Source organism: Legionella beliardensis, assembly GCF_900452395.1.
In the GTDB taxonomy this organism is placed as follows: Bacteria; Pseudomonadota; Gammaproteobacteria; order Legionellales; family Legionellaceae; genus Legionella_C; species Legionella_C beliardensis.
In genome coordinates, this window is sequence record NZ_UGNV01000001.1 from 1,611,315 (window position 1) to 1,635,044 (window position 23,730).

The following is a 23,730-nucleotide window of genomic DNA, read 5'->3' on the forward strand; positions in this document are numbered from 1 at the left end:
ATTATTCTACCAATATTCACTAATCATGACGCGGCCCTGGTATTCCTCAACGCGTCTTTTTGTTGCTGGCGAGATATCTACGGGCAATTGCTGTAAATAAAACCACTGTTGCTCGGCAATTTCTGCAGAAACAACTGGCTCTTGCTGGCCTAATTGGCAAATATAAAAAATGATATAATCGTCGCGTTTTTCATGGCAACTGTAATAAACTGAAAATAATTTTGGCCGGCAGGATAAGGTTACGCCTACTTCTTCTTGCAACTCACGTATGAGCGCCTGATAAGGTGTTTCGCCTGGCTCAATACTGCCACCTATGGTATACCACCCTTTTTGATAAGTATGTTTCACTAATAAAATTTTATCTTCATGCAGCAGTAATGCACGAACACCAATGGTTCGTTTTGCTAACAGGTAAAAAATAGCATTTTTTATGACATGATAAAACCGCATCATCTGTAAAATTTACTCCTCAAGCAATCAAGAAAAGCTTACGCCTCAATAACTTGAGGCGTAAAGTCTAGTGATTTATGGTATTAAAACATCCTTTTGCACCATGGTTGAGCTCTTTTGGTTTTGACACACACTATTTAAGAAATACGTAAATTTTCCAGAATTTCCGGGTAGTGTTTTATCCGTCCAAGTTAAACCGGCACCTTTCCATAGGACCCTCTTCATCCAATCGCGCACCTCAAAGGTGGTAGCAGGCGACCCACTGCTAGGTGTAACCCACTTTAAAGTAACGGATTTTTTATCCGCAGAGTAAGTTGTTGTAATGTTTCCTGGGGGATTACAGATATTTTCAGCTACATTCGCATCGTATTGCACATCAGGTGATTCCTGGTTAGCGCACATTGAGCTTAAAAAATAGGTGTATTTACCAGGTTGACCAGGTAAGGTTTTATCGGTAAAGGTTAATAGCGAACCTTCCCATAATAAACGTTTCTGCCAGTCTTTTACCCGATACAATTGGATGGGTGCGCTATTTTGTGGTTGATTCCACTTTAAGGTAACACTTCTCATATCATCGGTTTGCGATGAGGTGATATTAACTGGTGCTATACATTGCTCCGTAGGCTTACCTCCACCGACCTGGTACACTTTAATGCTATTTACATCCATACTAGCTTTTTGCAATTGCGGGTTTGGCGCACCAGCGTAAGGGCCACCAACCGCTAAGTTAACAATTAAATAAAAGCCACCATTAGGATCGTTAAAGCCTCTTCGTAAAGCATTAGGGCCATCGGCAGGTAGCGTATCCGTTCTTAGCGGGCCCCAAACTCTCGTATTATCAATATAGCCGGTCATAATATAGCCACCGTTTGGACTTTGGGGATCTTTTTCCCATTCATATCCCCACGTATGAGGCTGTCGATAGGCTAATTCAGGGAATGTACGATTACCTAAGCCATAGCCCCAGCCACGACAATCATTACCGCCGCAACGAGGGTCGTTGCCATTAAAATGTAAGGCCGCAGTCGTTACGTTAAATGCTGTATCCTTAGGATAAGCTTCCATAATATCAATCTCACCATTTAATGGCCATTCATTATCATAAGTGGGCATCATCCAAATGGCGGGCCAAAGGCCGCGATTATAATCAGCTGGGTTACTGCCATTTTGGCATCTTCCATCAGCACTAGCTGTACAATAAGGTAATCTGACGTTGACTTCCAAGTAACCATGCGTCATTACTTTGGTTGTCCAAATTGCAGAGGGAGTTGGGGCATTGTATGGCGGTGATGTGAGATTAGCGCGAGTCATAATCTCACCTGAGCGCCAGAATCCAGGATTAACAATATCAGCTAAAAGCGTTAAGGCCCCATCTGTTTTCTTAACAACTTTTCCTGCATCATACACATTGATTTCGCCAGACATGCGATGATCATAATTAGTCGGTGCGTAATAATTTAAACCTTCAGGAGATTTATCCTTTAAAATATCTGTTTTGAGTTCACAATTCTTTGCTTGGTCAAATGGACAAGGGGCCGCAATAATAACTTGAGAAAGTAAAATAGAAGGTAATATCCATTTCTTTTTCATAATAATTCCTTAATATTGTTATTGTAATTTTTACATCCTTTACCAGCTTAACATAAGCCTAGAATTAAAAGAAAATAGTAAGAAATTTTGCAATTTAAATAATTAATTTACTAACAATAGCTTCATTGGTAAAAATGTAAGAAAATAGCTTTCATAAAACAATTAAGCAATTTCTCTCAATTTATCAACTGCTGATACGAGCTTCTAATTAACGATTTTAGTTATTACGTTTAGAGTTTCTGAACTGACTTTAAATGAATACATGCAGGTTTCATGCATTAATTAAGCAAGTATAATAACAGTGTGCTTTAATTTAAATATCAAGTTAATGGCAGAAATAAAGATGAATGAACCTGTACGAATATTAGTCGTAGAAGACGCCAAAGCAGCCCAAATTGTAGCCAAGCTTTATTTAACTGAATTAAATTGTTTAGTTGATACGGCTGACAATGGCATGATCGCTTTAACTCAAGCTAATACAGTACGTTATGATGCAATTTTAATGGATTTAGGCTTAAGCAATGGCCCCAATGGATTTGAAACCACCAGTTTAATCAAAGCAAGCAGTACTCTTAATAAAGACACGCCTGTCATCGCCTTAACAATTCATAGTGAAGCTCAATTTAATGCACAAGCAGCGGCTGTCGGTATGAAAGGATTCTTATATAAACCATTTACCCTTTCAGAAGCTAAAGAATTAGTCGATTCCATTAGAAATTCTCTACAATAGTTTCTTAAAGTAACTTCATTAAACAGATTCCCCACACAGTTATCCACAGTTTTTGGGGATAACTCATAGACTATTAATATTCACTTAATTTTCTTTTGCTAGAATTTGTAATTAGATTAGTTTTATAAGTTCATCATGAAGAAGCTTTTTGAAAAAACCCCAGCTACAGCTCATATAGCCGTGTCTGACATGCATGATATACTGCAGCCAGATAATACGCAAGAAATAACTTTCGAACCTCAGAACCAAGAGATAAAACCAGAGAGCCCTGCTGAGCAAAAATTATCTTTAAATTCAAGAAAAAGGACTAATTTAGCGGTAGAAAAGAAGGATAATAAAGAAGAAAACCCTCTTGATGCAAAAAGGAAAAAAGAGGCAACATTAGAGCCCAGGAAAGAGAAAGAGGTAGAGCCTGACGAAGATGATGAAAAATCTGTAGCAGAAAATTATTTTTATGAGCGAGAAGCAGGATTACGTGATATTTCTTTTATCGTTTTAAACGAAATCGGAATTGTTATTGGGGCCAGTAGTAAGCTTGAAGATAAAAATGAGCCATTTTTAGTATCTAAAAATGGGATTATTCCTAGCGAAGATGGTTCAACTCATGCCTACATTGTTATTAATGCCCAACTTAGAAACCAATCTAATCAAATTGCAAACGTGCAAGTCGTCGTTATGCGTGGATTTATTGGCAAAGATAGTAGCCACACTTTCTTATTTCAATCAGTGGTATCTAACGCCTATAAGCTTCAAAATGTATTAAAAAAACACGGCATTACTATAGATAGTAGAGACTATTATTTTAGCGGAGAATGCCAATCTTTATTAAAAGTTAGCGATGTTCAATCTATGATCGGTCAACCTTTAAAAGGCATCACTTTTAATACCAAGGGAACGATAACGGATCGTTTTAAAAAATCAGATGGTCCTGAACTCACTAGCTATATACCTAAGTCTTGCTTGACTTTGCATTCAAAGCATGACGAGCATCTGAAACTTAGATGCTCTGATGATGGAATTTTAATAAATAAACAAAGGTCAATTTCATCTTCATCTTTATCATCTTCCCTGCCATCAGATCCTTTCTCATCTATGCCTTATACTTTTTTTGCTAATGAAGCTAACTTAAGCAAACAGCCTGATGATAGCCCTACAGAGAAAGATAACGCAGAAAGTACAGTAAGCACTACTACTAAGCTTCATTATGGAAATTAATGGTTTAATATTGCCTTAATTTTTCAATGTTAGAATAATTAGAGTAAATTATATACATAAGTCTAATTATGAAGCAACCTTTTGAATCTAATTTGAAAAACCCTAATTCCCAAGAATTAAATGATGGTAATTTAGTTGACTCAGATTACTATTTTTATGAAGAGGAAGTAGGGTTACGGGAACACTGTTTTATTATTTTAAATGAAATGGGCACTATCATTGGGGCTGGTAGAAAACCAGAGGACGGCAATGATGAGTCATTTTTAGTTTCCAAAAATAACATTATTCCTAGTACTGATCAGTCAACGCACGCCTACATCGTTATTAAGGCCGAGCGTGAAATCATTATTAATGGCGATCGCCAAAAAGAAGCATTACAGATCGTTGCTATGCGTGGATTTATTGGCAAAGATAGTGCTCATAACTCCATCTATACTTATCTCACCAAGATGAAATTAAGTAATTTTAAAGCATTTCTTGATAGAAAAAATATCAAAATGGAAACAGATTATTATTTTAGTGGTGAATGTCAATCTAAGCTAACTATTGGTGAGATACAAAAAATGATTGGCCATACTTTAACTAACATAACATTTAATAGCAAAGGTACAGCAACTGAGCGCTATCAATCAAGAACTAGTCCACCTATAATTAGCTATATTCCTGAGTCATGTATGTCTACCCATGAAGTCCATAAAAAGTTTGATAAGTATTTAAAACTTCATGGCCCTGAATATCGCAGGAAGGTTGAGCAAGGAATTATTTGTCCATCTTCGTCATTTTCATCTTCATCTTCTTCTAATGAAGAGGATACAACAGTTGATCAGAGTCCAACATTTATTTCTTCGCTTAAGACTTCTATTTCTGCTGCTACTTCCTATTCTTATTCTTCAATTTCCTCCATTTATAGTTTTTTTAGCGGCAGTAAAAACCCTACAGCACCTGTGAGTAACGCTAATAATGAGCAAAAACAAGATGAGAACGGGAATACAAATCCTTCTTCTACTATATAATTTTGCCTTATTAAGTCGCATTATTTAGCCTAAGCCTTTTAAAGGCTAGGCTTTTATTTTTTTTTCTTATAACGATAAGCTGCAGCTGAAGGTAAAAAAACTTCATCTTCAATTTTTTTATCACTTCTGACAGTTGCTAACGAACGTTTCTGTCGACGACTAAAATTCACATCCGTAATTGGTAAATCATCCTGATGAAGGTAAATGATAGGCATAGACGTCATTAATTTTTTAGTAAAAGATAATCCATCTTCATTTTTGAAAGTAGCTACATTTGCGGCCCATAGGCATTGCGTGTCACGATGTATGGCAAGTTTATCATCGTCTAAGAATTGTAATTTTTGTTGTTGAACATCAATATGAAGCCCCTTACCTATTTTATCTAATCGAGCAGCAAGTTCTTTCTTACTAATTATAATATGAGAATTGTGCTTAACCTGCGTAAAAGTAATACGTCTTGGATGATAATCAAGGCAAGGTATATGGCGATATACTTGCTTTAATTTAAGTCTACGAAAACCAGCATTTTTGAGTATGGTGTGAATCACTTGGGTATCTTTGCTCTTCATTTCTTTTAAGTAGTCATTGATGACAGACTTTAATTCATCTTTACTGTTGTTAACATTTTGAACGAGTTGCAGCGTTGCTAACGTACCACCTAAAGCACCTTGATAAGATTTAGTATGTTGAGGAGTTTCCAGATCGCCTGGGTAAAAATCAATTAATGCAGCAAAGAAATGCTCATAATTTGGAACTAAAATTTCTTTATTTGCCGGATCATTGATCCAAACGGGATGAGTAGTTAATTTTGTACGAATATGATCCTGCAAGATCTCCATGCTTTTAAGCAAAGCATTAAAATGATCAACAATATCAATTGCACTGCTCATAACCGGCTTAACCTTATTGTTCGATAATAAAGTGATATTATACAAGCTATTTACAAAATAGCGGAATTGTATTTCTATTTTGCTTGGTTTAATTTGCTCAATTTTTTATTTATTGGTTTGAATTTTTTAAACTTTTGTAATTTAATTAATATATTTTGGTAATGTGCTAAATATTGAATACCTGTCATTTTACCAACGTTATTTTTGGCTATATTTTATTAATGGCTTAATGAAGCTTTTGCCCATTAGGTACTTTAGCCTCAGTGGTAGCTAAGCATATTGCGCCATTCTCATCAGAAAAGCCTACTAATAAAAATTGCGAAGTAAATCCTGCGATATTCTTTTCACCTAAGTTTACACAGCCAATCACTTTGCGCCCTACAAGTGACTTAGGCGTATAATGAATGGTAATTTGTGCTGATGTCTGTAAAATACCAAAAGTCGGCCCAAAATCAACCCACACTTTATAAGCTGGCTTTTTAGCTCGTAAGAATTGCTCTGCCTTAATAATTGTTCCTGAGCGTAAGTCTATTTTTTCAAATTCATCATAAGTGATAATCATGCTGCCCCACCCTTCCAAAATTAGTTGTATTACATTTTTACGTATATTCGGGTAAAATTCTATTGAAAAGAGCCTATTAATCTACTGCATGACCATTTACTTAATTATTAAAATTTTGCATATCATTAGCTCAACTATCCTCTTTGGTACAGGGATGGGGATTGCATTTTTTATGTATCGCACCAAATTTACGACTAATTTGCAGGAAAAATATTATGCTATTCGTAATACTGTATTGGCAGATTTTATTTTTACGACCCCCGCAGTTATTGTACAACCATTAACAGGGATAGCACTAATCTGGCTTCTAGGCTATCCTTGGGATGCTCCCTGGCTTTTAGCAACCTATGTTTTATATGTGTTTATAGGTTGTTTTTGGCTCCCTGTGGTATGGATTCAAATCAAATTACGAAACATACTCGCGCACTGCATACAAAACCAGACTGACCTACCAGCAAATTATTATAAACTTTTTAACATATGGTTTCTTTTTGGATTCCCTGCTTTTTTAGGAATAATTGTTATTTTCTATTTAATGGTCGCTAAGATAGTGCCCTTTTCCATGTGGCCTTGAAGATATTATTGTTTGTCTTTTATTATTTTACTTTCAATTTGAGATTGCCTTTATTTTAGGTATTTTTGCAATCTTTATTGGTAATGTGCTAAATATTTGTATGCGTTTAAGTGTGCCTCCTTTAAACCTCATTAATTGTATAAAAATTAATCTCTTATTTGGCCATCCCCTAACACAATCCACTTATAACTCATTAAAGCATCTAGTCCCATAGGCCCACGAGCATGGATTTTTTGGGTACTAATACCTATCTCAGCCCCTAAACCAAACTGACCACCATCGGTAAACGCTGTAGATGCGTTTACGTAAACAACAGCAGCATCAACGGCGGATAGAAATTTATGACAGGCTTCTGTATCTTCTGTAATAATTGCCTCACTATGGTGAGAAGTATATAGTTGAATATGTTCAATAGCCTCTTCTAAGGTCGAGACGGTCTTAATAGCCATTTTAAAGTCTAAGTATTCTTGGCCAAAATTTTGCGCCTCAGCTTGATGTAGCAGATTGCTGGGGTAATGTTTCTCTAAAGCATGAAAACTTAAGCTATCTGCATAAATTTTCACCTCTTTATTAGCAAGTAGCTTAATAAGCTCTGGTAAGTCTGCTAAACGTTTTTGATGAATTACTAAGGTATCTAACGCATTGCATACGCTTACTCGCCTTGTTTTCGCATTATTAATAATCAATTGACCTTTGTTTAAATCACCTTTCTTGTCAAAATAAGTATGCACAATGCCGGCGCCTGTTTCGATAATAGGGACTTGGGCATTTTTTCTGACAAATTCTATTAGCGCTTGACTGCCACGCGGAATACACAAATCAATATATTCTCTTGCTTTAAGTAAATAGAGTGTGTATTCGCGTTCAGGTGGTAACAAATACACAAGGTTTGGGTTTAACTTATAATCATTTAACGTATTTTTTATGATGGTCACTAAAAACTGATTAGAAAAAAAAGCTTCTTTACTACCCTTTAAAACACAGGCATTTCCAGTTTTGAAACAAAGACTAAAAACATCTAAGGTCACATTTGGCCTTGACTCATAAATGACTGCAATAACGCCTATCGGCACTGTCATTTTCTTAATAATTAACCCATTAGGCATTTTATTTTCTACAAGAATTTTTCCTATTGGATTAGGTAAAGTAGCAACTAGTTCAATATCACGAGCTATTGATTGGATTCTTTCTTGGTTAAGTAGTAGGCGATCATACTTTGGATCATTACTGTCCATTAAATCCAAGTCTTTTTTATTTTCAATAATTAATTGCTCACTGGCAGCCCTCACCCTTGTGGCTAGGTCTTTTAAAACCTGAGTACGTGTTTCTGAATTTAAATTTTCAAGTTCATAAAATGATTTTTTTACCGCTTTTAATTGTGCAATAATTTCGGAGTTCATTACTTTCCTTCATATTTACATTTAACTAATTTAACTATTTTTAGCAATTGTTAATAACTTACCAAGGCATTATCTGCAATTGATCATAGTGGATAAAGGCTGGTTTATTTTTCTGACCTAAGTACTCTTCTAAACGTTTAACATCATACCGAGCCAGTCCAATCCCTATTTTTTCTTTTCTTAAATTTAAGATATCTATTAAATCGCCCTTTTTCCACTCGCCCAGGTAACTAACAATTCCTATGGGTAGAATACTTAATATTTGTTTATTTTCCTTAATTAGAGAAAATAAGGGATCATTAATTGTGATTGAAGGTAGCTGTTTTGTATTGTGTAGGGCAATCCAACGTTTTATATTGGATGTCTTTCTATTAGCTAAGATAGTTGTGCCAATATTTCCATTATCGATAATCTTCGTAATCACAGAATCGGTATTAATATTAGCAATGGTAGTTGCTATTCCTAAGCTAGACATTTTACGAGCGATATTAAGCTTAGAAAACATACCTCCTCGCCCTAAAGTAGATTTAGCTGTCGATACAGTTGGCCAACTTTGGGCAGGATTAATCTGCTTGATAAGTTTTGCGCTTGGTTCTTTAGGATCGCCTGTAAATACTCCGTCTACATTAGTAAGAATAATTAAATGATCCGCATCTATTTGCGCTGCAATAAGCCCTGCTAATTCATCATTATCAGTAAACATTAACTCTTCAATAGCAACAGAATCATTTTCATTAATAATGGGTATGATGTTTTGATGTTTAAGGAGCTCAGCTAATAAACGAGCAATATTTAAGTAGTGCTGGCGCGTTTGGAAGTCTTGTTTAGTCAGTAATAATTGCGATACTAAAATACGTTGTGATTTAAATAAACTCGAATAAATATTCATTAATTCAGGTTGACCGATAGAGGCTAAAAGTTGTTTTTCGCCAACAGAGAGGCCTGCTTGTTTTTGTAAAAATGACTCTGCTACTTTTCGACCTGAGCCTACTGCACCAGAGCTTACTAAAATAACATGGTGATTTGCCTTAAGAAGGGAGGAGATTTGGCTTACAATACTGTTAAGCACTGAGTCTATTGGTTTCCCATCTACTTCTAAAATACTTTGCGTGCCAACTTTAATGACAATTTTCATAAACGTCTTAAGCTATTTCTAATTGCTAAACTATATCATTTTATAGACTGATTATTTAATCCTTATCTTTTTTACTAAATGCTTCTTCAGCAACCTCAAATGAAATAATAGCCTATTTAATTAATAGGCCAATCAATTAAGAATTGTCTAAACCTTCCTCATGCAAGGATTTTTTAACAGACTCACGTCGACTTAATTCGTTAGCAAAATCCTGTAAGTTACTTAACTCATCTAAGTTAATTTTAAAATTTTTCGCCCACAGTAACATAACAAATAAATAAGCATCAGCTATAGTAAAATGATTATCTGCTAAATAGGGTTTCTGCATCGCTTTATTAATAAAGGAAAATTTTGATTTAATTAAAGGAATAAAAATCTCTTCTTTTACCTGCTCGGGCATCTTTGGATTAAATAAAGGACCAAAACTCTTATGAACTTCGGTAGTAATATAATTAACCCATTCTAATATACGATAACGCTGCATATTACCAACTTCAGGCAATAACGTGGTTGCCTTAGCTTCATCAGCTAGATATTGCAAAATAACTGCATTTTCAGTAATAATCTCGCCATTATCTAATTTTAAAGCAGGAACTGCACCTTTAGGATTAATGGATAAGTAGTTTTCTCCTGTTTCCGTTTTCTTTTCCTTTAAGTCAACAGATTCAAACTGTGCTTTTAGCCCTAATTCATTAATAATAATTCGTTGAACTAGTGAGCAGGCACCTTTAGTATAATAAAGCTTCATTTTTTCTCCTTGTGTAAAAATCGACATACTTCAATTAACTAAATGGCTTACACCAATCATTTCACTTAATCCACTTTATTCTCTAAAGCGACAGTTAACAAGATTTTTTCTTCTAATTCTTTTGCTTTAACAATATTGGTATTTATACCATTACTTATGATAGAAAAAACGTATTCCTTACCATTAGGTGCAACCATATAGCCTGATAATGCAGAAACGTCATGCATGGAACCAGTTTTTGCAGCAATTTTTCCCATAAGTGGAGACTTTTTCATTCTCTCTTTTAAGGTACCTGATTGCCCCATTTTAGGTAATGCGCCTAAAAACAGTGGGCCTAGCGCTTCATCATGATATAAATCGGTAAGGAGAACTACAAGTTGTTCAGGCGTGATAAGATTGTATCTCGTCCCTACTCCATCAGCTAGTTCTATTTGCTTCATATTAAGATGAGTATGCTTGCTAAGCGATGTTTTAATACTATAAGCACCTTGTTTATAAGTTCCTTCGCCTGTCAAATTTACTGCTAACTGTTTGGTGATACTGTCAGCATAGAGGTTATCAGATTCTTCCAACATGTGCGCGAGTAAAACAATTAAATTAGCCGATTCTTCCTTAGCAAGAATTTGCGCGCTTGCAGGCGTTCGGCCAGGGGTCACTCTTCCCTTTAATTCAATGCCATTTTTTACTAAAGTTTGCTCAATTATTTGCTTAGCAAATAGCATCGGATTTGGTATAGCAAAAAACATTTTTTTAGGCTGCTTAGTTTGGGCAATACATCCGTAAAGACGTAACGTATTATTTTTTAACGTTTGGATATTAAATGAGCAATGCTCTTTTTCGTCTGCTTTACTAACTGTAATTACCTCATTAATGACAGTTAACGGATTATCCACAGCTTGCGAGGTAATTTCAGCAATTTTATTAAGCTCTTTGGCACTAACATCATAGGCTATAGCATTTTCATTAAGGATAATTGCTGTACTCGGTGCTGCATAATACCAACCTAAATCATCATAAGAAGTACCAGGCGCGTAAAATGGCGGTTTAAAGTGGGATGCATCTAAAATAACATTGTTAATTTTATTAATACCTAACTTAGGTAATTGTAAAACTAAATTTTGTAACTTTTCGGTAGTTAAGGAGGGTGAGCCATTAAAGTTAAAATAAATATCATCCCCCTGCTTTGCTAAATTAGTTGTATAGCGATAATTGGGTCCTAACTCATATAACGCTGCTGCAGCAGATAATAGCTTCATATTACTTGCTGGGTTAAACAGCTTGTTGGCATTACGTTGATAAACAACTTTGTTAGATTGTATATCTTTTATATAGATACCAACATTAGCATAAGGCAACATTTGATCAATTACGGCATCTAAATTTTCTTGCAGGGTTTGCGCAGAAAGCATTGTGGAGGAAAAAAAGGCTATAGAGGTAATAAGTAATTTAAATGGCTGCATAATGGTTTCAAGAAAGAGGGTAATACTTTTATTCTCAATGTTTAGCTGCCAATCATCAAGGCTTAATAAAAAAAATTATGGAATTACTTCATCGTTCATTCAGAAGTTATTTATTTTTTGCCTGTTTTATTTGTAAATAAAAAATATAATCAAGGTATTCGCTTAAACTACATCTTCTCGCTAATAAGGGACTATAATAGCGACTTAAAGAAATGCACGAAAAGTAAAAAAGCTCAGCTAATGTACGCTTTCTCTGTCGCCTTACGAGATTTGTTTTATCCACCGTCAGCCCCCAATTTGCATAAAATGGTGAGCCATAGCAATAAACAGTTTTGCCAGCCATTAAGCCTAAAAATCCAGCTTTGGAATTAACGACAAACAATTGCTCTATTTGATTAAAAAGCTCATATATATTAGTTAGCGAATCAATAATTGAAATATTCTGATGGTGTTTTAAATAGCTATCTAGTAAAGATTGATTTAAATAAGTATTTTTGTGTTTTCTTGTTACATCAGGCCGCTTAATTAAAATATCATAATCAGAGTAATATCTTACTGCTTCGTCAAGCATTCTTTTAAAATAACTCTCCACAAGGGGATTAGTTGATTCAATGTGCTCATCAAGCAATAAAATTTTAGGTTTTCCCATGCGCCCAATCGGTTTATCTGCAATTGGCTTCGTAAATTCAAAAGAAACGTGTTGCGATATAATTTTATTAATACAAAATTCGGCTTCTATTATTTGCGCACGAGTTAATTCTACCTTGCCTTCTAAAAAAGTTTGCAAGCGCGTATTTTTATTTGTTTCATCATAATAAGCTAAATCATCTAAGGTAATAGCAGTCCATTCCTCTCCGATACAAAGAATGCCGCGCTCTATATATGTTTTTGGAATCTTGTTATTTAAACTTAGCGATTTTCTCTCTCTAACTTGACAATTAATTTCTACCCAATTTTGCAAATTATTAAGTTTATTAGTAATGATTTTCTTGGCATTTAATAAATGCGGAATATAGGAAAAAGGGCCACTTAAGTCAGGGAAATAAACTAAATCAACGGCAGGTTTTTCATCAGTAATAAATCGTCTGATAGCTAGAGGAATAGCATTTAGAGGCTGTATCGTTATTGACTGCAGAAATTCCGTTATTCGCTTTGTTGCCTGACCATCAAAACCATTCTTCGAAAATGATTGCACAGCCCAGTCTGTAGGAACAGGTTGCACAGTTTGCTTCTCCTGGAACCAATCATCTAATGTCGCTACTAATTGCTCATTATTAAAAACGCATTTTATGCCAGCTCGTTGCCAATCTTCATTAAAATCGAAATATTTAACAGACAAGGCTTTCTTGCCCATCAATAAGGCTTCAAATAACATCGTACTATTAATTGAGATAATAATATCAGCGTGATAAATAGCTTCTTCGGGTGCAAAAATATAGTTTGGTGAAGGCGAGTCAATAAAAAAGTCATCGCTCCTTCCCATTTGCTTATTAATCTGTTCATCAACAATAGGATATTCAGTGGGCGGACAACGTAAGATAAAGGCACACCCTTTTTCCTGGCAATAATTGATTAACTCACTAATTATTTGCCGCTGTATTGATAAGGCTAGTTTATGTTGAACTTGAAAATCAAGGGTTTGAGCAGTAAACATAATAATTTTTTTATTATGTGTTAATGCTGCCTGTTGGCAAAACTCTGTTTTCGAAAATTGCGGTTGATACTGATGATAACGATCAAATTTTGGTGCACCTACAATGTTGATACGCTCTGCAGGATAGCCTCTGCTAATAAATATATCTTTTTGTAATTGCCCCCAACACAGCACATAATCACATAAAGGTGTATCAATTCCTGTTATAGGATGCAAATAGTATTTATTGCGATTAAAAAATACTGATTCATGCGGAATAAGAATGGTTGGAATAGCAAGTTGTTGACATATTTTAATAATTTGGCGTTGTAATAAGCCATAGTCAAATGTAAAAATAAACCCTCTTATGTTGTGGGCTATGGGCTGTAGCCACGCAAAAATAATTTGATTTAATTGCTGATTATTATAGTGCGTAAAGAAATTTATTCTTTGGCGATTTTTAGATGTTTGTGTACTTGAAAAAACAGGAAAAGGAATTAAATGAACATGGGGTGTAGCACTATCTAGATGTTCCATTAATCTGTTGGTTAATGCCTCTATCCAGGGTAAATATAAATAGCAGGGATAGTCCTGACAGCGCTTAATGAGGCTCTCACTTGGCGTTTTCTGAATTAGACAAGACTGATTAATAAATTGTAATGCAATTTTTCTGCGTACAAACTTAACTAATTGTATGTACTGTTTTAACCCCGGTAACGCGGTGAAAACCTTGAGCATCCGCTTATAATTTGCTCTTTTTAGTAATATGTCCATTTTTTACTTCAATCATTTAGAGTGTTAAATCTATTTTAAATGGTAATAGCTCAACTATTTACCTTGCTTATCTTAAAGATTAGCTGCTACCTTCGCAGCCAAAGCCAACTGATACAAGATAGACGACATCATGCCAGTTACTTTAATGCCATTTTCAGTTTGTTTAGGCAAGACAATGAGCTGGTCGCCGCCTTGGAGTCCTACGTGTCCTGAATGCCAGGAGTGTTTAACCAGTTGCACTTGGCCATTTTGTCTGACTAACAAAAACTCGCCTTGATTGGCTGTTTTTTGAAAGCCACCGGCCGCTTGAATGTAATCAATCAAGCGATACTGCGGGTTGATGGTTAGCGAGATGGAATTCACCACATCACCACTGACGGTTACCACAGAGGAGTGCGGAGGAATATTAATGACATCATTATTTTGCAACAGGATGGTATTCCACTGGTCTAACTCACCTAAGACCACTTGGCCTTTGGTTTCAACTTGCTTGGCTTCTTGCACAAATTTGGTAATTAATTCCGAGCGTGCGGCTTGCAGTTTGGCATCATCTCCGGTGAGTGTTTCACCGGTCATGGTCTGGCGCTGTAAGCGAGCAAGATTGGCATTGAGGGCTTCTTTTTGTTGTCTTGCCACTGATTCGCGAAACAGTTGCACATTGGCGAGATTAGCATCCGGCGCAAGCGGCAGTGTTTTTAGAAATTGGCGCAAGGTGGTGCCTTGTTTGACCACGTACTGATGCGGTCCTTTGACTTGGCCTTTGACCGTAATCAACGTTTGTTGCACTTCTTTATCCGCCACAAAGGTAATGCGGTCACCGGCTTTGATTTTAAGCGGTTTGGAAGAGTGAATGGGTTCGTAAATAAAGGTTGGCTGGCGGCCTTGGTTGCGTTGAATACGCACGTAAGTCGCTGTCGGCTCGACATTCGCTAAGCTCATTAAGGCGGATAAGGGCAACTCTTGGTCTAGCAATTCATATTGATAGGCACTTTTCACATCCCCCGCCACCGAGATAATGTACTTTTGCGCCTTGACTAAAATCGTATCCCCTTGGTGCAATTGAAACGGGGTGACAAAGCCTTTAAACAGAAAATCGTATAAATCAACCTGGCGAAGCGGCTTGCCATTGCGAATCACTGCAATGTCACGAAAGCTCCCCTCATTTAAATTGATGCCACCGGCGGCACAAAGAAAGTAAATCACCGAGTCAGACGATAGCCCATCATAAAGGCCCGGTGAATTCACAAACCCTGCCACATACACTTGCACCGGTTGCGCGGTCACTAAATCAGCATACAGATTCACGCCCTTCTTAAAGCTCTTTTTCACATGCTGTTGGATGACCTCATTTAATTGTTGGTTTTCAACCCCTTCCACTTTCACAGGCCCTACGTCTGGGATAAAAATATTCCCCTGACTATCAACCGTAATCCGTTGCGACAACTGATACGCACCCCACATCTGAACATTCACTTCATCACCAACCGTTATCCGATATTCTGGATTAAAAAATCGTGCTTGGTGTAATTGTTCACATTGCCGCCCAAATAAATTGCGTCCAAACACTGGCAACCGTTGGTTTAACACATCTCCCATGTGCGTGCTTGATTTTAAATGGATATTCGTTTCTTCATCATCCGCGGCATCTCGGCCATCATCCGCGCTGTTACTGGCGGCAGAAAATCCAGTCGCTGATAAGCTAGTTGTATTCCTAGCTTGATCTACTGAAGTTTTTTCGACCTGCTCAAAACTAGACTTAGTCATGTCTTGCAGGCCCGGAATATTTCGTTGCTCACCAGCTAAAGCCATCAAAGGAAATAGACATATTAGTAATAATGTAGTGAGCTTTTTCATTAATCTCTATGCTCTCTGATAATAATAATAGCCATTTTTGTTAGAACAAATAAGATTAAAAATAAGAATAACAGATTAACTAAGTCATAAAATGGTGCAGGCTTACTAGGTTCATCAGGTAGATTTGGCGCCTCAATTTGAATGAGCAAATTTTGATTTTTAGATAGATTAATTGCTGCAATATCATACGCTTGCTGGGCTGCCTGATATTCAGCCTGAGCAAATTTTAACTGCAACTGTATCCACTCAAAATCTGTCATTATTTGATTAAGCTTGCCATTTTTCTCTTTATTGCCTAATAAAAGATTGGTTTGCTGTTCAATCTGATCTTTAAGTGCCTTAATTTCCTCAGTTAAGGTGACAACTTTATTAGAATTAGGCTGCATAAAGGATGAATAAGTAATTAGCTCGGTTTGCTTTTCAACTAAGGTACCTTTTAATTTAGCCATTACAGATGATACGACTTGTGCTGTTTCTTTTGGGTCAAATAAACCATTTTGGTTTTGCCATTCCATTACATCTTTACCTGCTTGAAATAGCTTTTCTTTAGCTAAAGCTAGTTTCATCTTAGCGAAATTATATTGCTTCTTAGCTAACGTGTTAGATACTTTGTTAACAAATTCTTTAGTTTCTTTAATAATTTCTATTAATATTTGCTTTGCTGCTTCCGGGGTGAAAGCTGATGACGTAATAACGATCTCAAACGTTTCAGGCTCAACAACAGCGTTAACCATGTTGCGATAATATTTTAATAACTCACCCTGCGTAGCACTTTTATTTAGGCGAGAAAGAAAATCATTATGCTTTGATTGATAATGATCTCTAATAGCAAATCGCTGCTCAAGCCGAGATAAAAGCTCACGCGAAACAATATACTCACGTGTTAAATAAATTTCGGAGAGTGCTGGATTTCCATTTCCCCATAATTTCATAGTCATATTGACAGGATCATACTGCTCATCACGCTCAACTAAAACTTTAGCGCTGCTTTCATAGATGGGTGACTGCAAGAATAGAATATAGAAGGCTGCAAATAGCCAAGGAAAAAAAACTATTAAAGAAAATAGCTGTTTAGTCCTAACAAAAAATATAAAGCGCCCACTGATAGGGTGCGATTTTAAGGCTAAAAGGGTTCTATGTTGCTGTAAGGACTTTATTTCTAAAGGTATTAAGTCGGTCCCACGCTTAATAAATCGACGCAGCTGTTTCAAAGATCCTTCCATAATAAGCTATGCTGTCCAATAAAAATTGCTTTAATAATTTCATACTGATTAAACAATACCTTTAAGCAAACCAGCAGGCACACATGTTAAAATATTTCATTGTTATCTGCAAGCTGTAATAATACTGGTTTAAATTACTCATAATCAAGAATTTCTAGTATTTTAATGTTTCTTTATAGATAGCCTCAATAAATTTATACTTTACATTTAAAAAAGGTTCGTTATAGTATTTTAATTTTTCTACCCACGGATGAATTTAACTTTAAGGAGGAAAAGTTGAAAAATATTTTTACAAGTCACCCTAATGAGGTGGGCGAATCTTACATTGAACATATGTTTTTCGCGCTTCGGTTTTCTCTTAAAATGTTATTAGGCTCAATTGCTTGTTTTTTACATGCATTTTTTCCTTTTACTTTTAAAAGAACTGGTAGCACAATTGTATTAAAGATAGTTACTAACCTAAATCAAGGAGGCCGTAAAAATTTATTTGATGTTCCTTTAAAGAATAAATCTTAGTAAATATTACTAAAGATTATGAAATAAAATCTTTACAGCTTAGGTTGAAAAATAAATATTGTTTTTTTCGAGGATATAGAAAGAAAAAGCTTTAATAAGCTATCTTATTTTGTATTTTAAATAATTTGAATTCAAAACTATGACAAATTTCAATATATTGAGGATAGCTACTTAATGTATGAAATTAAAATGTTCTTTTGTAATATTTAACATGTAAGATAAGCAATTAATTTTTAACCTCCGTTATAAGCATAGATTTAAATAAATCTTTTATACTTGCTTATCAATAACCAAACCTTATAGCTACCGAATTTAAGTATAAAATAATAATTTCAAAGTTACACTTAAGTTCGAAGTAAATAAGTTTATTATTTATTTAGATAGTTTAAAATATTATCGTCAAGGATAAGTCAGTAGGACTGTAATATGGATAAAAAAGCGACTCACATTAAAAAATATCCTAACAAGGAAATTAATATAGTTACTAAGCCCGCCAAAGGTTTAAAGCAAGCCAATACCTCGAAAGAAGAGATTAATGAAAAATATTTGAATTATATCGAAATTTTAATTCTACAAAAAGAAGAGCAATCCATTAAAATTACCCAACTACAAGAGAGCCTTCAAAAAAAACAAGAAAATAATAACAGGTATTTAAAACATATAGAAGCTTTGACCGAACAAAATGCACATAAGCAAACTCAAATAAAAAAACTACATGAGCGGTTGGAGAAACAAGCTAAATATTTCGAACAAGTCGTTGAAAAAACCGCTCAGCATAGAAGCCTTTTAACAGCAAAAATCAAAGATCAACTGATTACCATTAGCAAGCTCAAAGAAAATGTTCATAAAAAACAAGTACACCATGATAAGCATTTAAAACGCATGGAAGCTTTGACTGAACAAAATGCACATAAGCAAGCTCAGATAAAAAAATTACATGAACGGCTGGAAAAACAAGCTAAATATTTCGAACAAGTCGTTGAAAAAACCGCTCAGCATAGAAGCCTTTTAACAGCAAAAAACAAAGATCAACTGATTACCATTAGCAAGCTCAAAGAAAATGTTCATAAAAAACAAGTACACCATGATAAGCATTTAAAACGCATGGAAGCTTTGACTGAACAAAATGCACATAAGCAAGCTCAGATAAAAAAATTACATGAACGGCTGGAAAAACAAGCTAAATATTTCGAACAAGTCGTTGAAAAAACCGCTCAGCATAGAAGCCTTTTAACAGCAAAAAACAAAGATCAACTGATTACCATTAGCAAGCTCAAAGAAAATGTTCATAAAAAACAAGTACACCATGATAAGCATTTAAAACGCATGGAAGCTTTGACTGAACAAAATGCACATAAGCAAGCTCAGATAAAAAAATTACATGAACGGCTGGAAAAACAAACTAAGTATTTCGAGCAAGTCATTGAAAAAACCGCTCAGCATAGAAGCCTTTTAACAGCAAAAACCAAAGATCAACTGATTACCATTAGCAAGCTCAAAGAAAATATTCACAAAAAACAAGCACACCATGACAAACATTTAAAACGCATGGAAGCTTTGACTAAACAAAATGCACGTAAACAAAATCAAATTAAGAAACTACACGAACGGTTGGAAAAACAAACTAAGTATTTCGAGCAAGTCATTGAAAAAACCACTCAGCATAGAAGCCTTTTAACGGCAAAAACCAAAGATCAACTGATTACCATTAGCAAGCTCAAAGAAAATATTCACAAAAAACAAGCACACCATGACAAACATTTAAAACGCATGGAAGCTTTGACTAAACAAAATGCACGTAAACAAAATCAAATTAAGAAACTACACGAACGGTTGGAAAAACAAACTAAGTATTTCGAGCAAGTCATTGAAAAAACCGCTCAGCATAGAAGCCTTTTAACGGCAAAAACCAAAGATCAGCTGATTACCATTAGCAAGCTCAAAGAAAATATTCACAAAAAACAAGCACACCATGACAAATATTTAAAACACATGGAAGCGTTGACTGAGCAAAATGCACATAAACAAACTCAGATAAAAAAACTACATGAAAATCTTAAACGGCAGACAAAACATTATACAATGAAGGCGCAAGCCGAATTAAAAAATTTTGATAAGTCTATTACACCAAGCCTAACAAGTGTAAATTTCTTCGATAATATGTTTAGTTTTGCAAGTCACGTTGAGAATTTAGCTGAAAGCTTGCAAGCAGATGCGTATCTCCTTATAGGGCGGTCAGATTTACTCTCCGTAGCCACCTTAAAGGAGCGTTTTGGCGGAAAGATCATTTGGTATGTAAATGAGCACCCTTTGTCCAACTTACAAAGAAGGTATTCACCAAAACTATATAATAAGACTGATCGACAATTTATAACCTACTTAGATACCATACATCACGAACTCATCAAAGTGATTGATTCCTGTATTTGTACGGGGCAAGGTTATGCTAATCTTTTAGCTCAAGTGGGTGTACCCTCATACAATGTTAACCGTTATATTGATATCGATACTACGATTATTGATAATCAAAATGATAATATTATTCGCGATAAGCTATCATTGAATCCAGCTAAACAGATTATTCTAGCTTATCCGTGTAATATTTACCCTACCTCTGATTTTATAAGTATTCTTAAATATATACTAAGTTTACCTAAACATTTTGTCTTGGTTCACTTAGGTAATTTTGCTAGCAAAGAACTTCAATCGAAAATAGAATATTACCGTGATACGATGGGATTAAAAGACAGAGTAAAATTTTGTGGCTCTTTTGAAAAAAATGAAATGATTGGGATCTTAAAAAGCAGTCATTTAGGAATAGTTCATTTTGCTAACTTTATAGAGTGTAACCGACTTAGCTTACATAATCGTTATGCAGATCTAGTAGCAGCAGGTTTACCTTTTATTTCCACAGAAAACGAAAGCTTGTCTTTCTTATTAGAAGACTCTCCTGCTGCCACTATTTATAGCTGGACCTGCCTTGAGAGCATGAGAAATGCTACCTTTAGTATGCTTAATCAATTGGGTGAAGCTCGTATAGCAATACGAGATCTACGAAAAAAGTTTGATATAAAAAATTATGATTCTATATTTCAAGAAGTTTTTTCTGATATTCGGACTATAAGCCTTATTAGCCAAGTGGATTGGCGAAAAATAGTGGAATTACCTCCCTTTTTGACATATCTACTAAAAAATAATTTAAAGATAAAAATACTAAGTTTACTGGATAAAAAATATCTTCCAACTAGTGGAATAGGTCATATTATATCGCACCCTAATATCACTTTTGTCTCGCAAGATTGAGGATTTATAATGAGCGATACGTTCATAGTACCTTATTTAAATGGAGTAGAAGCAACTAGTATTCCTTATACGCGTTGTATGATTACTAATATTGTCGATCACATAGGGGATGAACTTAAAGCTGATATCTACGTTGCACACCTTGAAGAAGCAGTATGGGCGGCTTATGCATTAAAACAAAAATTTAATGATGGAGCCATATATCTTGATCAAGTAGAAATACCTGGTTTGTATATGCAAGACCGCTGCTTGCTTAAACCCTATAAAAATTTCCTAGAAATTTATATGGAATTTACAGCTAAGGCAATGATTAAAAAGGTCGACAAAATATTAACTGCTAGCAAACCATTAAAAGATTTTATAAATGAAAAATATTCTTTTAAAGACATTATTACTATAGAAAATTACCCTTACTATCATAAATTAAAAAATGATAAACAAACAATAATACGAGCCTTATGTAGGGCTGAGGACTCCGATATATTAATACTTTATCCAAATAACATTTATTCAGTATTACAATTTGAAAAAATATTAGATTGGCTAGCTTCATTGCCTGCTCACTTTAAAATGGTTAGTGTTGGACATATTTCTACTAAGGACTTAAATGACCTGAATTTGTATGCTGAAAAGATTGGAATGAAAAATAGAGTCATGTTTTTTAACGAAAACGACTTTAGTAATATGGCTGATTTTTGTAGTGGCGCTGATTTCAGTTTTATTTGTCCAAATCCGCAGATTCTCAATGATTATTTAACATTATCTAATAGAATTTTTGATTGCATTCGAGCAAGGTTGCCCATACTTTCTTATGATGTTCCTGCACATAAATTTTATATTGACGAGTATAAAATTGGAGAGGTTGTTTCGCTAGAAAACCAATCAAATCAAATGCCCGAACTAATTAAACGGTTTGCCGATAAATTAGAATTTTATCGGAGTAATCTCGAAAATGCAGCGAAGGCTCTTGTCTGGGAAGCACAAGAAAATAAGTTTTTAGAATTTTTTAATTATCCTAAAACAGTAACCTTTATTGGGAAAAATGATTTAAGTAATAACAATCGTACCTTGCGTATGGTTCAAACTTTAGTAAATCTAGGAACAAAGGTCAATATTGTAACAACAAGTGACCCCAAAGAACCTATTACTAAAGTAAATTACTATAATATGCATACGTATTTTAAACAAAATTTATCTAATTAAATCTTCAAAAAGATAATCATTTTTAATTTAATGAATTAATTAACATTAACCACTTAGAAATACAAGTAGATACTTTATTTCCATTTTTTGGTAATTTCATTTTATTAAAGAGAGTATTGTTTTTTATTAAACGGAACATAATAAGATTTCTTGAATTTAAATTGATCATACAATCGTTCCATTAATATTTCCAAGTCGAGCAAACGACGTTTATTAATACCAAAATTAGCTGTACCAAATTTATTACACGTTGTTCTTGAATCATTTCTATGCGCTGCCAAAGTTAGTACCAAAGGTGAGACAATCAAATTCCGTGCGCTATAAAAAAGTCTTATTCTTTCGGGATATTCAGAGTCTGATCCAAGTAAATCCGTATAAAAATAACCTAAATCTTTTATTACTTGTCGTTTAAATAAGAGGGAGGATACACAAATACGGTTTAAAGGATAAATATGTTTTGAAAAAAGCTCACCAGTAGGCTTGATTCTAATTAGCTTAGACATAGAGGCCATTGCATTACGTTTAATTATCTCATTAAGTTGAGCTGATATGCGCTGAGGGTGTGCCCAATCATCTGCGCCATGAAATGTGATAAAATCACCTTTTGCTGCTTGCATACCTAAATTCATACAATAAAACGGGCCAACATTTCTATCAAGGTTTATCGTTTTAAAATTTTTAAATTTATGTTTATTACAAGTATTGATGAAGACGTCTAATGTTTTATCGCTAGATGCATCATTTATAAAAATGATTTCAATATTTTTATAGCTTTGGTTTATTAATGATTGTATAGCACCTTCTATTAAAAGCTCTTCATTTTTAGCGCTAACAATAATTGAAACTTGGCCATAATTTTTTTTACTCTCTATATGAGAGACGATAGCAATGTTATCTATGTATAATGGTTTGTTTTCATTTACCTTAGTAAGAGGTAATAAATTATTTGAATTAAAATATTGATTTAATGTTTTCTCTGCTTGAGAGGCGTTATAATAGTGATAATGATTATAAAGATTAAAAATAAGAGAGGGTTTCTTTTTCAAAAGATTTTTTAACGTACTTTCATCGCTTTGGCTAGGAAATAAAAAAGAACGATAAATAAAGGCTAAATCTGACTTTCTTCTAGTTCTATCTAAGAGTTGTAGACTCATTTCTGGATTTTGTTGCGTAAAAACTTTAATAATTTTTTTAAAATCTTTTAACTTAAGCTTTTTTGAAAAGGTAACAAGATACTCAAAAGAAATACTTTCTATATCTAAATATAGCTTTAATAATAGAGAAAAAAACTCATTTTTTTTGGCGCTTGCCTCTCTACATTTTTGTAAAAATTGTCTTTGATAAAGTAAATTATAATAATATTTATTGTTAGTAAATTTTATTAACTCACAAATATAAATTAAATAAAAAAGATTTAAATTAATAATTAACCTTATCACTAAAATTACCTTAATTTT

Annotated in this window: 19 protein-coding genes; 7 read left to right on the forward strand and 12 right to left on the reverse strand. The window is 34.4% G+C overall.

Going from position 1 to position 23,730, the window contains the following annotated elements; all coding sequences use genetic code 11:
- Positions 1-6 precede the first annotated feature (6 nt).
- The gene (locus DYE47_RS16370) at positions 7-453 is read right to left on the reverse strand and encodes an NUDIX domain-containing protein (RefSeq protein WP_115302601.1); all 447 of its coding nucleotides are present in this window, start codon (positions 451-453) and stop codon (positions 7-9) included.
- A 72-nt stretch (positions 454-525) separates the two neighbouring features.
- A complete protein-coding gene (locus DYE47_RS07090; RefSeq protein WP_242604159.1) occupies positions 526-2,040 on the reverse strand; it encodes a glycoside hydrolase family 16 protein in 1,515 nt (504 codons plus the stop codon).
- 328 nt (positions 2,041-2,368) lie between these two features.
- Here DYE47_RS07090 and DYE47_RS07095 point away from each other — a divergent pair, with 328 nt between their 5' ends.
- The 3 genes from DYE47_RS07095 (at position 2,369) to DYE47_RS07105 (ending at position 4,998) form a co-directional block, all read left to right on the forward strand.
- Positions 2,369-2,770 carry a response regulator gene (locus DYE47_RS07095; RefSeq protein ID WP_131750050.1) on the forward strand — a complete coding sequence of 134 codons (402 nt, stop codon included), beginning with the start codon at positions 2,369-2,371 and terminating at the stop codon, positions 2,768-2,770.
- A 135-nt stretch (positions 2,771-2,905) separates the two neighbouring features.
- A complete protein-coding gene (locus tag DYE47_RS07100) occupies positions 2,906-3,985 on the forward strand; it encodes a hypothetical protein (protein WP_115302604.1) in 1,080 nt (359 codons plus the stop codon).
- Positions 3,986-4,053: 68 nt separating this feature from the next.
- Complete coding sequence (locus DYE47_RS07105; protein WP_115302605.1) at positions 4,054-4,998, forward strand: hypothetical protein; 945 nt, start codon at positions 4,054-4,056, stop codon at positions 4,996-4,998.
- Between the two features lie 53 nt (positions 4,999-5,051).
- Here DYE47_RS07105 and DYE47_RS07110 read toward each other — a convergent pair whose 3' ends face one another.
- Both DYE47_RS07110 and DYE47_RS07115 read right to left on the reverse strand, forming a co-directional pair.
- Complete coding sequence (locus tag DYE47_RS07110; RefSeq protein WP_115302606.1) at positions 5,052-5,888, reverse strand: hypothetical protein; 837 nt, start codon at positions 5,886-5,888, stop codon at positions 5,052-5,054.
- 226 nt (positions 5,889-6,114) lie between these two features.
- Complete coding sequence (locus DYE47_RS07115; protein ID WP_115302607.1) at positions 6,115-6,450, reverse strand: tRNA-binding protein; 336 nt, start codon at positions 6,448-6,450, stop codon at positions 6,115-6,117.
- An 88-nt stretch (positions 6,451-6,538) separates the two neighbouring features.
- On the opposite strand from DYE47_RS07115, the gene DYE47_RS07120 reads away from it, so the two are divergent.
- Positions 6,539-7,024, forward strand: coding sequence for a DUF2269 family protein (locus DYE47_RS07120; RefSeq protein WP_115302608.1), 486 nt, complete (start codon positions 6,539-6,541; stop codon positions 7,022-7,024).
- 146 nt (positions 7,025-7,170) lie between these two features.
- Here the strand turns inward: DYE47_RS07120 and DYE47_RS07125 are convergent, their stop codons facing one another.
- From DYE47_RS07125 to DYE47_RS07155, 7 genes are all read right to left on the reverse strand, one after another.
- Entirely contained in the window at positions 7,171-8,424 is a 1,254-nt protein-coding gene (locus tag DYE47_RS07125; RefSeq protein ID WP_115302609.1) for a glutamate-5-semialdehyde dehydrogenase, read from the reverse strand.
- 58 nt (positions 8,425-8,482) lie between these two features.
- Complete coding sequence (gene proB / locus DYE47_RS07130; protein ID WP_115302610.1) at positions 8,483-9,559, reverse strand: glutamate 5-kinase; 1,077 nt, start codon at positions 9,557-9,559, stop codon at positions 8,483-8,485.
- 136 nt (positions 9,560-9,695) lie between these two features.
- Positions 9,696-10,307: a glutathione transferase GstA gene (gene gstA / locus DYE47_RS07135; protein ID WP_115302611.1), complete on the reverse strand. Its 612-nt coding sequence runs from the start codon at positions 10,305-10,307 to the stop codon at positions 9,696-9,698.
- 65 nt (positions 10,308-10,372) lie between these two features.
- Positions 10,373-11,767 carry a D-alanyl-D-alanine carboxypeptidase/D-alanyl-D-alanine endopeptidase gene (dacB, locus tag DYE47_RS07140; RefSeq protein ID WP_115302612.1) on the reverse strand — a complete coding sequence of 465 codons (1,395 nt, stop codon included), beginning with the start codon at positions 11,765-11,767 and terminating at the stop codon, positions 10,373-10,375.
- A gap of 106 nt (positions 11,768-11,873) precedes the next feature.
- Positions 11,874-14,174: a capsular polysaccharide export protein, LipB/KpsS family gene (locus tag DYE47_RS07145; protein WP_115302613.1), complete on the reverse strand. Its 2,301-nt coding sequence runs from the start codon at positions 14,172-14,174 to the stop codon at positions 11,874-11,876.
- A 72-nt stretch (positions 14,175-14,246) separates the two neighbouring features.
- The gene (locus DYE47_RS07150; RefSeq protein WP_115302614.1) at positions 14,247-16,028 is read right to left on the reverse strand and encodes a polysaccharide biosynthesis/export family protein; all 1,782 of its coding nucleotides are present in this window, start codon (positions 16,026-16,028) and stop codon (positions 14,247-14,249) included.
- Positions 16,028-17,239: a KpsE/RkpR family capsule polysaccharide export protein gene (locus DYE47_RS07155; protein WP_131750128.1), complete on the reverse strand. Its 1,212-nt coding sequence runs from the start codon at positions 17,237-17,239 to the stop codon at positions 16,028-16,030. The genes DYE47_RS07150 and DYE47_RS07155 overlap by 1 nt, the downstream gene beginning before the upstream one ends.
- A gap of 288 nt (positions 17,240-17,527) precedes the next feature.
- Here DYE47_RS07155 and DYE47_RS07160 point away from each other — a divergent pair, with 288 nt between their 5' ends.
- The 3 genes from DYE47_RS07160 to DYE47_RS07170 all read left to right on the forward strand — a co-directional run bounded on the left by DYE47_RS07160 (position 17,528) and on the right by DYE47_RS07170 (position 22,273).
- Positions 17,528-17,767, forward strand: coding sequence for a DUF6356 family protein (locus tag DYE47_RS07160; protein WP_115302616.1), 240 nt, complete (start codon positions 17,528-17,530; stop codon positions 17,765-17,767).
- A gap of 426 nt (positions 17,768-18,193) precedes the next feature.
- Positions 18,194-21,070 carry a hypothetical protein gene (locus tag DYE47_RS07165; protein WP_115302617.1) on the forward strand — a complete coding sequence of 959 codons (2,877 nt, stop codon included), beginning with the start codon at positions 18,194-18,196 and terminating at the stop codon, positions 21,068-21,070.
- 9 nt (positions 21,071-21,079) lie between these two features.
- On the forward strand, positions 21,080-22,273 hold the full coding sequence (locus DYE47_RS07170; protein WP_115302618.1) for a glycosyltransferase family protein: 1,194 nt from the start codon (positions 21,080-21,082) through the stop codon (positions 22,271-22,273).
- Positions 22,274-22,377: 104 nt separating this feature from the next.
- On the opposite strand, the gene DYE47_RS07175 is transcribed toward DYE47_RS07170, so the two are convergent.
- The gene (locus DYE47_RS07175; protein WP_115302619.1) at positions 22,378-23,712 is read right to left on the reverse strand and encodes a glycosyltransferase family 2 protein; all 1,335 of its coding nucleotides are present in this window, start codon (positions 23,710-23,712) and stop codon (positions 22,378-22,380) included.
- Positions 23,713-23,730 lie beyond the last annotated feature (18 nt).

Excerpts from the sequence above, each read along its gene's own strand:
- DYE47_RS07145 (WP_115302613.1), bottom strand. The coding sequence starts at position 14,174 with ATGGACATATTACTAAAAAGAGCAAATTATAAGCGGATGCTCAAGGTT.
- DYE47_RS07105 (WP_115302605.1), top strand. The coding sequence starts at position 4,054 with ATGAAGCAACCTTTTGAATCTAATTTGAAAAACCCTAATTCCCAAGAA.
- proB (WP_115302610.1), bottom strand. The coding sequence starts at position 9,559 with ATGAAAATTGTCATTAAAGTTGGCACGCAAAGTATTTTAGAAGTAGAT.
- DYE47_RS07100 (WP_115302604.1), top strand. The coding sequence starts at position 2,906 with ATGAAGAAGCTTTTTGAAAAAACCCCAGCTACAGCTCATATAGCCGTG.
- gstA (WP_115302611.1), bottom strand. The coding sequence starts at position 10,307 with ATGAAGCTTTATTATACTAAAGGTGCCTGCTCACTAGTTCAACGAATT.
- DYE47_RS07120 (WP_115302608.1), top strand. The coding sequence starts at position 6,539 with ATGACCATTTACTTAATTATTAAAATTTTGCATATCATTAGCTCAACT.
- dacB (WP_115302612.1), bottom strand. The coding sequence starts at position 11,767 with ATGCAGCCATTTAAATTACTTATTACCTCTATAGCCTTTTTTTCCTCC.
- DYE47_RS07110 (WP_115302606.1), bottom strand. The coding sequence starts at position 5,888 with ATGAGCAGTGCAATTGATATTGTTGATCATTTTAATGCTTTGCTTAAA.
- DYE47_RS07115 (WP_115302607.1), bottom strand. The coding sequence starts at position 6,450 with ATGATTATCACTTATGATGAATTTGAAAAAATAGACTTACGCTCAGGA.
- DYE47_RS07090 (WP_242604159.1), bottom strand. The coding sequence starts at position 2,040 with ATGAAAAAGAAATGGATATTACCTTCTATTTTACTTTCTCAAGTTATT.
- DYE47_RS07170 (WP_115302618.1), top strand. The coding sequence starts at position 21,080 with ATGAGCGATACGTTCATAGTACCTTATTTAAATGGAGTAGAAGCAACT.
- DYE47_RS07095 (WP_131750050.1), top strand. The coding sequence starts at position 2,369 with ATGGCAGAAATAAAGATGAATGAACCTGTACGAATATTAGTCGTAGAA.
- DYE47_RS16370 (WP_115302601.1), bottom strand. The coding sequence starts at position 453 with ATGATGCGGTTTTATCATGTCATAAAAAATGCTATTTTTTACCTGTTA.
- DYE47_RS07125 (WP_115302609.1), bottom strand. The coding sequence starts at position 8,424 with ATGAACTCCGAAATTATTGCACAATTAAAAGCGGTAAAAAAATCATTT.
- DYE47_RS07165 (WP_115302617.1), top strand. The coding sequence starts at position 18,194 with ATGGATAAAAAAGCGACTCACATTAAAAAATATCCTAACAAGGAAATT.
- DYE47_RS07150 (WP_115302614.1), bottom strand. The coding sequence starts at position 16,028 with ATGAAAAAGCTCACTACATTATTACTAATATGTCTATTTCCTTTGATG.